18 protein-coding genes and 3 pseudogenes are annotated in these 13,208 nt (G+C 58.5%); 16 read left to right on the top strand and 5 right to left on the bottom strand.

The features are described 5' to 3' along the window. Window positions 1–230 precede the first annotated feature (230 nt). From AC2444_RS32135 to AC2444_RS32120, 4 genes are all read left to right on the top strand, one after another. The gene (locus tag AC2444_RS32135) at window positions 231–551 is read left to right on the top strand and encodes a hypothetical protein (protein WP_128450026.1); all 321 of its coding nucleotides are present in this window, start codon (window positions 231–233) and stop codon (window positions 549–551) included. After that, the gene (locus AC2444_RS32130) at window positions 544–867 is read left to right on the top strand and encodes a hypothetical protein (RefSeq protein WP_128450025.1); all 324 of its coding nucleotides are present in this window, start codon (window positions 544–546) and stop codon (window positions 865–867) included. The genes AC2444_RS32135 and AC2444_RS32130 overlap by 8 nt, the downstream gene beginning before the upstream one ends. 366 nt (window positions 868–1,233) lie before the next feature. Beyond that, window positions 1,234–1,434 carry a hypothetical protein gene (locus AC2444_RS32125; protein WP_128450024.1) on the top strand — a complete coding sequence of 67 codons (201 nt, stop codon included), beginning with the start codon at window positions 1,234–1,236 and terminating at the stop codon, window positions 1,432–1,434. Between the two features lies 1 nt (window position 1,435). After that, entirely contained in the window at window positions 1,436–1,642 is a 207-nt protein-coding gene (locus AC2444_RS32120) for a hypothetical protein (protein ID WP_003554353.1), read from the top strand. 2,002 nt (window positions 1,643–3,644) lie between these two features. Here the strand turns inward: AC2444_RS32120 and AC2444_RS32115 are convergent. From AC2444_RS32115 to AC2444_RS32100, 4 genes and pseudogenes are all read right to left on the bottom strand, one after another. Beyond that, on the bottom strand, window positions 3,645–3,884 hold the full coding sequence (locus tag AC2444_RS32115; RefSeq protein WP_128450022.1) for a DUF2934 domain-containing protein: 240 nt from the start codon (window positions 3,882–3,884) through the stop codon (window positions 3,645–3,647). Then, on the bottom strand, window positions 3,881–4,126 hold the full coding sequence (locus tag AC2444_RS32110) for a hypothetical protein (protein WP_128450021.1): 246 nt from the start codon (window positions 4,124–4,126) through the stop codon (window positions 3,881–3,883). Before AC2444_RS32110 ends, AC2444_RS32115 begins: the two co-directional genes overlap by 4 nt. 589 nt (window positions 4,127–4,715) lie before the next feature. Then, the gene (locus AC2444_RS32105) at window positions 4,716–4,985 is read right to left on the bottom strand and encodes a hypothetical protein (protein ID WP_128450020.1); all 270 of its coding nucleotides are present in this window, start codon (window positions 4,983–4,985) and stop codon (window positions 4,716–4,718) included. 215 nt (window positions 4,986–5,200) lie between these two features. Continuing rightward, window positions 5,201–5,386: pseudogene (locus AC2444_RS32100) on the bottom strand (glycosyltransferase family 2 protein); the annotation flags it as partial. A 186-nt stretch (window positions 5,387–5,572) separates the two neighbouring features. Between AC2444_RS32100 and AC2444_RS32095 the strand changes: the two are divergent. The 4 genes and pseudogenes from AC2444_RS32095 (at window position 5,573) to AC2444_RS32080 (ending at window position 7,890) form a co-directional block, all read left to right on the top strand. Next, window positions 5,573–5,950, top strand: coding sequence for a response regulator (locus AC2444_RS32095; protein ID WP_128450018.1), 378 nt, complete (start codon window positions 5,573–5,575; stop codon window positions 5,948–5,950). Between the two features lie 380 nt (window positions 5,951–6,330). Then, window positions 6,331–6,486: pseudogene (locus AC2444_RS32090) on the top strand (BON domain-containing protein); the annotation flags it as partial. Between the two features lie 131 nt (window positions 6,487–6,617). Beyond that, on the top strand, window positions 6,618–7,229 hold the full coding sequence (locus AC2444_RS32085) for a response regulator (RefSeq protein WP_128450017.1): 612 nt from the start codon (window positions 6,618–6,620) through the stop codon (window positions 7,227–7,229). A 334-nt stretch (window positions 7,230–7,563) separates the two neighbouring features. Then, window positions 7,564–7,890, top strand: coding sequence for a BON domain-containing protein (locus AC2444_RS32080; protein ID WP_432431632.1), 327 nt, complete (start codon window positions 7,564–7,566; stop codon window positions 7,888–7,890). On the opposite strand, the pseudogene AC2444_RS32075 reads toward AC2444_RS32080, so the two are convergent. Beyond that, window positions 7,838–8,116: pseudogene (locus AC2444_RS32075) on the bottom strand (DUF983 domain-containing protein); the annotation flags it as partial. The gene AC2444_RS32080 and the pseudogene AC2444_RS32075 overlap by 53 nt on opposite strands. A gap of 530 nt (window positions 8,117–8,646) precedes the next feature. On the opposite strand from AC2444_RS32075, the gene AC2444_RS32070 reads away from it, so the two are divergent. From AC2444_RS32070 to AC2444_RS32035, 8 genes are read left to right on the top strand one after another with little or no spacing between them, the layout of a single operon-like run. Then, on the top strand, window positions 8,647–9,621 hold the full coding sequence (locus AC2444_RS32070; protein WP_128450015.1) for a CobW family GTP-binding protein: 975 nt from the start codon (window positions 8,647–8,649) through the stop codon (window positions 9,619–9,621). A gap of 33 nt (window positions 9,622–9,654) precedes the next feature. Next, window positions 9,655–10,155: a DUF1097 domain-containing protein gene (locus AC2444_RS32065; RefSeq protein ID WP_128450014.1), complete on the top strand. Its 501-nt coding sequence runs from the start codon at window positions 9,655–9,657 to the stop codon at window positions 10,153–10,155. Between the two features lie 29 nt (window positions 10,156–10,184). Further along, a complete protein-coding gene (gene nthB / locus AC2444_RS32060; protein WP_128450013.1) occupies window positions 10,185–10,925 on the top strand; it encodes a nitrile hydratase subunit beta in 741 nt (246 codons plus the stop codon). A gap of 28 nt (window positions 10,926–10,953) precedes the next feature. Further along, a complete protein-coding gene (gene nthA / locus AC2444_RS32055) occupies window positions 10,954–11,571 on the top strand; it encodes a nitrile hydratase subunit alpha (RefSeq protein WP_128450012.1) in 618 nt (205 codons plus the stop codon). A 10-nt stretch (window positions 11,572–11,581) separates the two neighbouring features. After that, window positions 11,582–11,908 (top strand): nitrile hydratase accessory protein, encoded by a 327-nt coding sequence (locus AC2444_RS32050; RefSeq protein ID WP_128450011.1) that lies wholly within the window; start codon window positions 11,582–11,584, stop codon window positions 11,906–11,908. 57 nt (window positions 11,909–11,965) lie between these two features. Continuing rightward, window positions 11,966–12,154 (top strand): CbtB domain-containing protein, encoded by a 189-nt coding sequence (locus tag AC2444_RS32045; RefSeq protein WP_128450010.1) that lies wholly within the window; start codon window positions 11,966–11,968, stop codon window positions 12,152–12,154. Window positions 12,155–12,165: 11 nt separating this feature from the next. Continuing rightward, window positions 12,166–12,891 carry a CbtA family protein gene (locus AC2444_RS32040; protein WP_128450009.1) on the top strand — a complete coding sequence of 242 codons (726 nt, stop codon included), beginning with the start codon at window positions 12,166–12,168 and terminating at the stop codon, window positions 12,889–12,891. Next, a complete protein-coding gene (locus AC2444_RS32035) occupies window positions 12,888–13,208 on the top strand; it encodes a hypothetical protein (protein WP_128450008.1) in 321 nt (106 codons plus the stop codon). Before AC2444_RS32040 ends, AC2444_RS32035 begins: the two co-directional genes overlap by 4 nt.

The raw sequence follows: 13,208 nt of genomic DNA, 5'->3' as shown, positions 1-13,208 counted from the left end.
GCGCCTATGCGATGATTCTTCCTTATGTCGAGCCGCAAAAGCGGTCTCTCCCGCGCCTGAGGAATTGAGACGCCCGCTGACAGGCGACCGATCGGTTCTATGATGACGGCGACAAGGACTGCCGCTTCCCGACCTCCTCGTCCCCCTCGTTGGTAGACCGCTACCGTGTAGATATTGACTCCGGAGTGAATTGGAACAAATAAGGAACATTCCTTTGTCGGAGCGATGCCATGTTGGACGATGTCAAGAAACCCGCAAAAAAGAAAACTGCCTTCGACGCCTGGTGGTCTGCGCTTCCGCTGACTATTCGCGAGAGCAACGACGAGGCGTTTGCACGCCGATGTTTCCGCGCCGGCCAAGCCGTAGGCTCGCGACCCGCCAAAAACAAGTATAAGCTTCGAGCGCGCAGGTTGGTCGTGTCCGTCTGGGCGACCAACAGTAGGGACGCGGCGAGGGAAGCGGCCATCGAGCTGGATTACCGGGTCGCAAAAGCGGGCAAGCGGCCGCCGGGTTCGGGGTGGAAATTGACGGCCGTCGCCGACCATGCCTGAGATCCATCCGTTCAAGCGGCTGCGGCTCTGGACGGTGAGGGCCGCCGCGGATCAGGGGCAGATACTTGTGGTGACATGCAATCTCTGCCGGGTGACCCACAACTATATCCCTAAGGATATCGAGGAGCTTTGCGGCAACCTTTCCCTCGATAGACTGCTTCAGAAGTTCAGGTGCGACGGCTGTGGCAAGAAGAACTACCTGCAAATGAAGCTACATTTCCCGCACGGGAGCGAGTACGGAACGCTGAAGGTCCGCAGGCTGAAGCGGATTCGCACGGTTGCGGTGCCGGTCTGGAACGACGAGTTTCTCAGCTAGAATAGACTGCATCCGAGGCGCCGCATTTGCATGCGGTCAAGTGCTTTTTCGCGTAGAATGTCGTAGCCGTTCGATGCCCCCGAGATCCGGCGCCCCGTGCGCCCAACCAGCGTCGGAGATGCGACTGAAGTTTGATAAGGCCGCCGGTGTCACCTCGACGACAGGTTGACCGAGGCGGTCGGAAGCCCCTTCCCGTCGAGACCTACCGCGGCTCGCCGTCGGGGAAGAGAAGAGGAGGGAGGGTGATGGTCTCCTCGTTTGAAAGCGACACCGAACCTTGGTGGGCGCTCAAAGTTCCGGCGTGGCGACGAGGAGAAGGGAACATCCATCGACGACGAAGGTTAGCTAGCAGAAGGAGTAAGCATCATGGGAATGAACAAGCTGAAGGACGGTGCACCGGGCACCACGGACCAGTCGCCGCGATGGGAAGGTCCCCAGGAAAACACGCCGCGAGGATATCTGCCCGCCAAGGACGATCCCGACCGTGCGGAAGACGCCAATGGCGAGACCAATGCCGACCCCGAGGTCAAGAAGATCTCGGACGGGCTGAAGCAGAAAGGCGAGTGAGATGTCCGACGTCGAGAAGGATGCCAAAGGCCAGTTCGCCAAGTCGATCGGCGACAGAAAAGCGACGGGCGTGGCCAGTGCCAAGCCGACAGTCCTCACCGGATCGGAAGATGCGACGGAGCACAAGACGCCGCCAGGTAAGAAGCCTGTTAAAGAATGGGATCTGAACTACGATCCCGGTGACATGAACGAAGGTCAGACGCGGTAGTCGAGGATGCCGGATGAGCGCGAGGTCGGGGACGACACGAAGACCCGGCGTTAAACGACCCCAAGCGGAATCAGCGGCGGGACGGGCAGCTCGACGACAACGGCGTCGCCGGGCGCGACCACGCCCCCTTGAGAACTATCGTCATCACACCCGTCTTCCTGACGAGTTCGCCGTTCGGCCCTTTGCCGTGAACGGTTTTGAGGTTGGCGGATACCGTTGAACAAGTTGGCGTTGCTGGCAACCAGATTAACGTTTGCGTTCGTCTCTAATGACTGGTGGGGCTTATATAATTCTCGTGACAACGCCTCGAAAGCCCGATCGTACTGCAATGACGGATAAGATTTCGATGTATGCTACTACGCCAGCGCAGTGCACAGCTGGTTGGCGCGAACTCCCCACAGGACCTTCAGCTCTCTTAAAAAGGCCATCGAATACGCAGGCGAGCACGCCGATGAGCTTCGCGCCCTTGAGATTTTCGTGCACACGAACAGTGAACCTGAGCTGATTATATGGGGTGAGGAACTCGCTTCCCTGATCAAGCAAGAATGTCCGTGTCCCTAGGGGGCTCCAAAGCCTCACCGCCGGACCCGGCGGCCCGGTTCGACAACACGGTAGGCGCGACCAGCGAAGCGGCTCGCTCAAAGAGCGCCGGAGGACCCGAGGCTCTGGGACAGGTCCGGTCGTCGGTGTAAGCTGAAAAGAAGGGCTTCCGCACGCGCGATCAGCGCGGTGATAAAAAAGGCGGCTGATCCAGGCACCGCCGCTTAGCATCAGGGTCTTATGCGAAACATTATTGGCAGATTCGCATGTGATACCTGCTACCGCAACCAGATGGATCTCTCTATATCACCCATCAGCACTTAGTTCGCAGCTTGGTAATTTTAGAGAAAGCGCAAACAAGCTGCATCATGTTCTCATGATATCCAACAAAAAATCCATCCTGACGAATAAATTCAGATTTGATTATCCTATGATACTTCGGTAACATTTGGTACGGCCGCTCAGCGTTTGTTGCCAACCCCACGCAGCTAAGAACTCCTGTGCGTTGGGCGGCCACCGAACTTCGCATTTAGCCAATTGCTTGTTGAAAATTCTTGGAAACACGCTCGATCGACACATGCCGGCATAGTAGTATAAGGCGATACACCCATCACGGCCGACAGGAAGGTATGGGCAGCCTTCGCCGAGATCGTGTCGAGCCGTCGAATAACGGGGATGGAGAAAATGCATCCAACCAGGGTAAACAGGTAGCTGCTTCACCCAGCCGCTCCTGAAGTCGGGCTGTGTGGGATAGTGGCCCACCAAAAACGGAACGGGCGGATTACTGAGCGCTGTTGCCAGGCCAAGCTGTAGAGCCTGAGACTCAAGCTATCCGGTCCAAGCTGTTGAGGAGACGTGCCCGCAATAGGACGGCGCGCAGGAGGATCGAGGACAGAACAACTGAAGACCACATATCCAGGTCATCCAGCATGTTAAGGCTCGCCGGTCCGATCGCAGCGAGATAAGAAGCGACGGCGCCGGAGGCGATCCCGGCAGCCGCGTGATCCCCTCGCCTTGCGCCCACGGTGGGGTTGGTCGGTCCGCACAGCGATCAGTCGGCCACGGACTGTTTTTTGGCCAATCATGCAGTTCCAACAGCCTATGTTAGGGATCACCGGGCCGTCCATTGCTCGCGCCCTCCGAATCCGGACTTGGGGCAGTGCACTTCGCTGTGAACCCTGGCCTTATCCAGTACCCGGAGGGCCGAGCTGTCGTTACCAACCCGGCGAGCCCCGAATGAATAGTGGAAGCCTTCCATGCACTCAACAGGACTTAGCCCGGGGCCTTTTTGGTATTGCGATACTTTAATTAATCTTCAGCCAATGCCTGACCCAGGCCCCAGCCCCTCAAGCCGCCAATTTGAGGCCGGCCAAGTGATGAGTCCTGACAGCCAACGTCTTTGAGCGTGGTGCTTTGTCGTGTGATGATCACACGAGTACCGCGTAAAAACGCGTTACGCCGCTCAGCCGGCCTTAGTCGATGGATTGCCCCAGGCATGGCGCGGCATTGCCGGACGTTGCGGTTTCGGGCGAAACTTCACCAGCACCTCGCGGCCATCAACTGAAGCCTGCGTGCGCTCGAGCGCGTCGCGTTCGGCAACCGCCTGGCGCCAGTGTTCGGCGTCGCGGCCATCAGGCCGGCCCTGTTCCTCCCAAATCGCGTAAGCTCTTTTGCTGATCCATTCGTGGCGTCTGTCGCTCATCTATCCATTCCATTCGATGCTTCGGCAATGCTGTCCTGCGGGACCAGTCGGTCCTTCCGAACCCGTAGGCGGCGCTTGGCTGCCATCAGCAAGTCAAGTTCGATCGAGGACGGCCCGAATCGGGTGAACAGGGTTTTTGCCTGCTCGTCTTTCAAGCCATATTTGGTAGCGAATTCATCAAGGGTATAGGGGCGGCCGCGCAGCGTTCTGCTCCGGCGCTCCGGTTCACGGATTTGCGTCATTGGTAGTAACCCCAGTGTGTTTTGCAAATGCAAGAACAAATAATGGGGGCGGAAGTTCCGCCAGTTTTCAGCGTTTTTTCGTCCGGTAATGTCGTCATTTGGCTGCTATGTCACAGACGAAAAAAGCGCCCTCCCGATCAAGGAGAGGGCGTTTAGAAGTGGCGTGTGTTGCTATACAGCGAACAGCAATATTGTATCGGCGACGAACTTCGGGATGCTCGCTTAGCCGGCGGTGTTTGGATGGCGCGAATTAAACAATCCCTGCGACACCATATTCAGGTAATCGCCGTAATGGTCACGAAGTCGATCATGGGAGGATCATGGATAGTTGCTGCTTCACGTCCGTATCATCGGCAAGGCTACAGGGATGTCCGGTTTGCAACAGGACGTCGCCCCCTCCGGCTTTGGCCGACCGACCAAAGCAGAGTGGTTGAGTGTACCGCACTCGAAGGCGGCATACCTGCACGGGTGTCGTGGTTCAAATGCCACCCTCTCCGCCATTAACCTCATCCAACTATATGCATTTTTTTTTGCGAGTGGATGACGCCTGTTGCCAGCTTCGATCCTGAGAATTGCGCTTAACGCTAACCTAGCCGTCTGAACCGCCGAGATCCTTAGCGAACCGTTCCAGGTCTCGGCACAGCGTGTCCGCGAAAGCGATCGACTGCGACGTATCCGTTGACCGCCGCACGAGCTCTACGACCTCAAGCACAAGGACCTGGGCTTCCCGGCTTGTGATCAGGCCTTTCTTGAGCATGACCTTCGTGTTGGCTATGAAGATCGCGTTAGCAAGGGACAAGGCTGTCACTGCTGTCGCAGTGATCACAGATGCACCGACATTTGGCGTATTATGGCTCATTGGTAATCTCCTGGATGCAAGGGAATATAGCCATAGCGTTGCTCTGATGAACAGTAGATGCGTTCGGTAGTCTTTCCTGTCGGCCCGGCCGGAGGCGCGGAGCGCAACGAAGAGTGCGTGCTGCGCTTCATGAGAGCTGAGAAGTGGAATGCCACCGACGCCGTGCAGAGATTGTTATGGCAGCCTACCATACGCTTCAATATGCGGGCCGCCGAAACCGCAGCCCAGTGCGAGGGCAACCGGCTGAGAGCGCTCAGCTGCTTTTCGATTTTCGTTAGGTGCCAGAGATCGTCCGCATCAAGCAATGCCACGAATCGACCTGATGACGCCTCGATCCCAGTGTTCCTCGCGGCGGCGACACCGCGGATGGGGGTAGACAGAAGGCGGATTCGTGAGTCACTTCGTCCACGCGGGTCGCTGACGGGGAGCGGGCGCGCGATCTCGGTGAGGCATCCGGATCTCGGACCTTAGTTGGGCATGCTTGAGACTGAAGTCCTACACGTGGAACGGCTTGTAGCGGGGAGTGTTTTCGATTTGCGCCGCCAGAGAGCGCCGCGCCGATTTTGTAGCCGCCCTGGAGACGAAACATGCGTCTGCTCATCGTTGAAGACGAACCGGGAATCGCTCTGGTGATCGAGGATGTCGCGATCGACGCCGGATTCGAAATCACTGGCATAGCGGGGAACATGTCAGAGGCTCTGGAGCTCGGCTCCGAAGCAGACATCGCCATCATCGACGTCCGGCTTGGGGATGGACTCACCGGGCCGTCCATTGCCCGCGCCCTCTTTTCCGGGTTCGGACTTGGTGTGGTGTATTTCACCCTGAACCCCGGCCTTGTCGAAAATCCGGAGGGCCGAGCTGTCGTCACCAAACCGGCGAGCCCCGAAAGAATAGTGGACGCGTTGTCTATGGCAGCCAAGAACGCAAGAGCGCATCGCGTCGCGAGTAGGCCCACCTTCCACTGAACGCTTGAGGCGCGGTTGATCGGTTTCCTCCACCCGAACCCAATGCTGACGACACTATTCCTATTGTCGGTCAGGAGTGTACCTGCCCACTCCGCAATCGTATGAAGCGGCTGTGCTCGAATTTTTCAACGAATGCTATCCTCGGGAACTCCCCCAACGACGCCCGAATGGATCGACAGGCGCTTCACCAGGGAGGTTCTGACTGGATACAGCAACATTGCTAAAACCTCCCTGGTGTCCTCTCAACAAGGATGAGGAAAATTTAAGCGAGATAGCGCCGAGGGGAAGACGGACCTAAGTCTGACAGGGCCCCAGGACCCGCTCTTAAATTAGGCTTGAGTAATATGAAGCTCCGCGGAGGGACGGAACAGGAGGACGATATGAAGTTCGGTTCCGACAATGCCAGCCATGAAGAGCGCTGCTCCCAAGGCCATAGTTCAGCCTCGACCATCGCGATGATCGAATCGGCCCTTTCCGCTGATCACGATATCGACAGTAGCGCCATCGAGATCAAGATGCCCGGCCCCGTGGTCCTCTAACTAAAAGTGTCAGTCGCTCCTAGTGTCTCTCTGGACGTTTCCCAAACGCTTGCCATGTCTATGCCGAATAGCCCAGTCGATGGACCGCAGATGGCTTTTCTTCAGCCCGACGAGATGGAGAGTGCAGCTTGACAGCCATTACGATCGCGATCGCGGACGACCACCCTCTTTTTCGAGAAGGGGTGAGCCGCAGTCTGTCCGAAATTGATGATTTCGTCGTTGTCGGCGAAGGGGCGAGCGCTGATGACGCGACCACGCTGGCGGCATCCCGTAGGCCCGACGTCCTCCTGCTCGATGTGTCCATGCCCGGAGGAGGAATTGATACGATTTCCGAGATCCTGGCGCGAAGCCCGGAGACAAAGGTCCTGATGCTGACCGCCTCGGAAGACGTCGCCCCCCTCATCGCGGCCCTACGACGGGGCGCAGCGGGATACGTCGTCAAGGGTATTGGATCACGCGGACTTGCTGAGGCCATCCGAACGGTCGTTGGAGGCTCGAGGTACATCTCGCCGAGCATGCGCCCCAAGGTCGAGAAAAGTCTTCTCGACAGACCGGCTTCACTGAGGCCCCGCGAAACCGAGGTGATGGAACTGGTCGCCGGCGGACTTACCAACAAGCAAATTGCGCGCCGTCTGGACCTGCAGGAGAAAACGATCAAGCATCACATGACCGAAATACTGTCCAAGCTTGGCGCCAGCAATCGGACGGAAGCAGCAATCAGATGGCGCCAGGGCGCTTAGCGGAGACAATGGCGGTGAGGCGGCGCGCCAAGGATTCGAGGTCGCCGACCGTTCGGATTCTTTTCCGTTTCCTCCCAACGCCAAAGCAGCACATATAGCGGCGTTGGGGAGTGATCAGGGAGGTTCTGACTGGAGTTGGGCAACATGCTAAAACCTCCCTGATGTCCTTGCAAGGATCACTAGCCTGACGTCCTTGAAAGGATCAGGAGAATCTAATGCGGATCGTGCCGAGGGAAAGCCGGACTTAGGTCCGGCTGGTGATGTCAGGGCACGCCGCTCATATCTAGTGCGAGGTAATGTGTACGTCCGTGGAGGGGCGGAACAGGAGGAGAATATGAAGTTCGGCCCCGATAACTACAATCACAAAGAGCGCTGCTCGCAAGGCCATAGTTCGGCGTCCACGATCGCCACAATCGAAGCCACCCTTGCCGCCGATCCGGATACCGACAGCAGTGACATCGAGGTCAGGAGAGCCCTTCGCTTGGGGATCGTTTTCGCCTTCACTTGCCCCACTCTCGATCGATCCGACCCTCCTCGGCTTTGTGGAAGTATTGCGAGCAGACCAGCCATCCTTTCAGAGGCCTCAACAACAATATGCATGCCAGCCCGGTCAGTGGAACCGTCACGACCAGATGGACCCAGAGGTGAACGTCGAAGGTGAACTGAAGCCATAGAGCAAAGGCAAGCGCGGGAACCGCGACGATGCTCATGGCGAAGAATGCCGGCCCGTCCGCCGGGTCCGCGAAGGAGTAGTCCAAGCCGCAGACTTCACAGGCCGGAGCGAGGGATAGGAGGCCATTGAACAGATGTCCCCGCTGGCAACGCGGGCAACGCCCTTTGATACCAGTTAAAGCGGGGACTGTCGTTTCGTCGTATTCCGTTTTCATCTCCGCATTCCCTCGATCGCGCGGTCAAAGGCGCCTCCCGACTAAGGCGGTAATGCGGAAGCGAACTCTTGACGGGACGTCGGGTTCCAATCGATCATCTCGTGGACGGTCTTCGATCCGCGGAGGGTTACCTTCAAAGAGGCCGGCCCGCGAATGGCTTCCCACCGATATGACCGACCGGGCGCCCGGAGTTCGTTTGCGCAGCGTGCCAGCGCGCCCTCGATTTTGAGCGCTCGGCTAAGCCTACCAAGACCCCAACATCTCCAAGAGATGCCCTGTATGTAATTTAGGCACGCTGATTATTTCATCAGCAGACTGCAAAAAGCAGCGTTTTTTGGCAGATTTTGCGATTCCTTTGGCCGAAATTGAAACCCTCGCCGTATTGCGCGATCTCGCAAGTTTACCTGTAATGCCGGTCAAGCGATCGGGACAACTCGCCCTTCGTAACACCGAAAACTTGCATAGCGATCCCTCTGCCGGCCTGCAATCGCGGGAGTGGCGAAGCTGTGCCTGACACGGAGACGGCAGCCATGTCGAAGTTGAAAACCACCATACTCACGGGCTTCCTCGGAGCCGGAAAGACGACGCTACTCAATAAGATTCTTTCGTCCGAGAGCACCGAGCATGTTGCTGTCATCGTCAACGAATATGGAGAAGTGGGCATCGACGGCCAACTTGTCGTGCAGACCAACGATCAGATCGTGGAACTGAACAACGGATGCATTTGCTGCACCGTCCGCGACGACCTCATCGCGGCGATCAGAGCCCTGCTTCAGTCGGGCCGCCTGATCGATCGTTTCATCATCGAGACGTCGGGACTAGCCGATCCGGCGCCCGTCATCCAGTCGTTCATCCTCGACGACGTTCTGTCGGCCCGATTGGAACTGGACGCGATCGTCACCGTAGTCGACGCCCGACACATAGAAGGACAACTCTCGCAAGAAGAAGCAGTCGAACAGATCAGCTTTGCCGACGTCCTGCTGCTGAATAAGATCGATCTCGTCGACGAGGATCATCTTCTGGAAGTCGAACGGGATCTAAGGAGACGAAATCCCCTGGCCCGGATCATCCCGACCAAGGATTGCGGCGTCGCATTTGAAGATGTCGTGGGCGTCGGCGCGTTCGACTTGAAGAACGTGCTCGCGATCGATCCGCAGATCCTGGAAGAACAGGAGCACGAGCACGATCAAACCATCGGGTGCGTAGCTTTCCGCGAGCGAGAGCCTCTCGATCCGGTGGCGCTCAATAGCTGGCTGACCCGCCTGGTGCAGGACATCGGAGCCGACCTGTTTCGGATGAAAGGCGTGCTCAGCTTCGCCGGAGAAGCCAGGCGATATGTCTTGCATGGCATCCACATGACCTTGGAAGGCCGGCCGGGAAAGGTCTGGCAACCGTCGGAGGTTCGCTCAAGCGACATTGTCTTCATCGGTCGCGGCCTTGACGAGGAGATGCTGCGAGCGGGCTTCGAGCGCTGCATCGTACCACGCCAAGCCCTGGCGTCCTGACCCACTCCCCGCTTTCACACAAGGAGACACGACATGCCCCCTCTCGTAGCAGCAATGATCAGCCTTGGCGTCCTTGGCGCCATGGACACCTATATCACCGCTACCGTCTTTCCTGTTCCGGTATGGGTGACGTTTATCGCCTGGGCGTCTTTTTATGCCTGCGGCGGCGGGCAGCAGGGCCTCGTCAAGAGCGTCGTGTCCAACTGGACCGGTATCATCATCGCGTCGCTAACGCTGCTGGTGATCCAATACGGACCGCAGCATCCGATCTTTGTCGCCTTACTCGTCGGCCTCGGCACCTCGGCCATGGTGATGGTTTCCTCCATCAACATACTGAACTTCCCGCCGGCCATCGTATTCGGCTTCGCGTCGTTGGTCGGCACGACGGCCGCCACCAATACATCTGTCGTCACGTCGGGATTGAACCATCCAACCCTCGTCGCCATGGCCGCAATGTTGCTCGGCGGCGCCTTCGGTCTTCTGTCGGAAATCGGCACGTCGCTACTCTCCACCAAGAAGCCCGCCACCGCGTAGCCACACCAATCGCTCAAGAGGAAATTTCGATGAAGCTCCAACACTACCTCGGGGGCCTTGAAGGCCTAGGCCCGGTCAGCACCGAAACGCGTGTCTTCGTGGAAACATGGGAGACCCGCATCTTCGGTATCCACACCGCAATGATGGCCCTGTCCTCTCAACTCCCGCTTCCGGCGACGCCGTCCGCATTCTCGAGCATCTGGACCTGGGCGGACCTGCGCAAGGGTGCGGAATCGCTCAACCCGTTCGACTACTTCAAATACCGATACTACGAGAAATGGCTCGGTGGCATTTCCGGCTACTTCATCGACAACGGCTACATCACCGCCGAGGAACTCGATGCCCTGACGGAGGAATACTACGCTGATCCCTCGATACCCGTGCCGACGGCAGGCGACCAGGCGATCGACGATCGGGTCGTTCAATATCTCGTCGAAGGCGACAGCCCCAAGCGCGAGGCGGAGGTATCCTTCGATTTCACCGTTGGCGACCTCGTCTCGATCAGGAATGTCCCATCGGTCGAACACACCAGGCTGCCCGGCTTTCTTCGGGGTAAGACGGGAACCGTCGAGACTGTCTACGACGGCGCCTACGTCTACCTCTGTGACACTGGAACGGACGGGATCGGCGCGGCGATGCCGGTCTACTGCATCCGTTTCGAGCCGGAGGAACTCTGGCCCACCAACGCCGAGACGAACTTCAGCCTCTACGCGGATCTCTACGCCCACTACCTGGAATCCCCACGCGCCGTCGCCGCCCAAGCCGCCTGACGCCGCAAAGCAATAGGAGAACACTCAGATGACCGACCGCTTCAAATACCGCGAAGATCGCGAAGCCTACAGTGCCGCGCGCGTTAAAGCTCTCGAGGCCCTCCTGATCAAGAAAGGCATCATCACGGACAAGACCGTCGATACCATCTTGGATTTCTTCGAAACGAAGATGGGACCGTTTAACGGCGCGAAGATCGTTGCCCGCGCATGGCTCGACCCCGCCTTCAAGGACCGCCTGGTGGCCAATACCCCCGCAGCGATTGCCGAACTCGATCTTCCCGAAGGGATGGCGGGCGCCGAGGGCGAACATATGCGCGCAGTCGCCAATTCTGCAGGCGTCCACAACCTGATCATTTGCACGCTCTGCTCCTGCTACCCTTGGCCAGTCCTGGGGCTGCCGCCATACTGGTATAAGGATCCGACATTCCGCAGCCGTGCAGCTCGCGAGCCACGCGCGGTCTTGAACGAGTTCGGTCTGCCCGTGTCGGAGGCCATCGAGATCAAAGTCTGGGATTCCAGCGCGCAGATCCGCTGGTTCGTTATCCCGGAACGCCCGCCAGGCACCGAAGGGCTGACGGAGACGGAGCTTGAGGCTCTCGTAACCCCCGAAGCCATGATGGGCGTCGCCATCGCCAAGGCCGCTTGAGGCGGATGCGATGTTGACCCAGTTCGAACATTTCGCGGTTACGGAAATGATGGGCAAGACCGACAGCCCTCCCCGAGCCAACGGTTCCCTCTGCTTCGCTTCCCAATGGGAGCGATCCTCGTTCGGAATGGCGCTTGCCCTCGCAAAGAGCGGCGCCTTCGAATGGGACGATTTCCGAGACGAACTGATCGCGACGATCAAGGATTGGGAAGATGCCCATCCCATCGATCGCTCGAGCTGGAATTACTACGACCAGTTCCTGACAGCCCTGGAGAAGGCCATCGTGAAAGCTGGTGTCGTCGACCCTGAAGAGATCGTGGCCGCTCTGGCGGCCTGATCTCACTTAAATCTTGCCAAAATTGGCTCTCTACTCAAACACTTGAAAGGTATCAGGATGTCAATCTCAGCCTCCACAGCCCTTGCGGCGCCAAGCCTCACGACGTCGGCCGCGAAAATCCTCCAGGCCGCGACGGCGGTCTTCTTCGGTCTGGTGATCGTGGGATTCGTCGGGTTCTCGCACATCGAAATCGTTCACAACGCAGCGCATGACACCCGTCACGCCAACGCGTTTCCCTGCCACTGAGGTTTAATCTCATGTCGCTGTTTCGCTCGATCGTATTCACGGCGGCCCTTACGGGCGTCATCGTCGGCGGCGCCGTCAGCGCCGCCCAATTCGCTGGAACCAGCCAGTTGATCGCCAAGGCCGAGGTCTATGAGAAGGCCGGCGAAGCAACGGAAACGCCGGAAGTCGCCTCACCTATGACGACACCGCACCCCCACGAAGCCGATCACGATCACGACGAAGCAGGCTGGGAGCCGTCAGACGGGCTGGAGCGGATGGCCTTCACGGTTGCAGCAAACATGCTGACCGCGATCGGCTACGCCCTGGTGCTGTGCGGGCTTATCGCAATGCGTGGGAAGCCCGTCACCTGGCGTGACGGCTTGCTGTGGGGATTTGCCGGTTTCGCCTGTGTGATGCTCGCGCCTTTAATAGGTCTGCCGCCCGAGTTACCCGGAACGCCTTCCGCGCCCCTGGCCGACCGTCAGCTCTGGTGGATCGGAACCGCGTTGGCTACGGCAGTCGGTATCGGTCTAATTGCTTTCCAACGAAAGCCATGGGCGGCAGCCGCCGCCATTGCGGTCATCGCGGCCCCTCACCTGATCGGCGCTCCGGTCGCACCGGAAGGAATGCACCCGCTGGCCCCGGAGTCCCTCGAGCATCAGTTCGTAGTTGCTGCGGTGATGACGAGCCTCGTCTTCTGGGCTCTCCTTGGGTCCGTGAGCGGGGCGCTCTTCCGTCGATTTGAAGGTACCGCATGAACTCGAGCCCGCTTTGGAGCGCAGACCTCGACGCGTTGCAGTTCTCAGCCGGTAACGGCGGGAACTGCCTCGTTCATCGAAGGGCGTTTCGCGCCGTGCTGCGGAAGTCTCCGCTCATGAAGGACTGTATCGCTTTTTACGAGGTGAACCAGGCGGCCTTCCAAGCGGCTGCGACGAAGAAGATCGAAGAACATTGCATAGGCGACGGTCAGAATTTCCATCTCAACAGCAGGCAGATCAGGCGCGGGCTAGCCATGACGGGACTGGCAGAAATCTTGCATGACCAGACATTGGACGGGCAACTAGGAGCGGAGTAG

The sequence above is a fragment of the Rhizobium sp. WSM1328 genome, assembly GCF_057653715.1.
The sequence above is the reverse complement of the archived record's forward strand: the minus strand, read 5'-3'. Positions and strand labels throughout refer to the sequence as shown.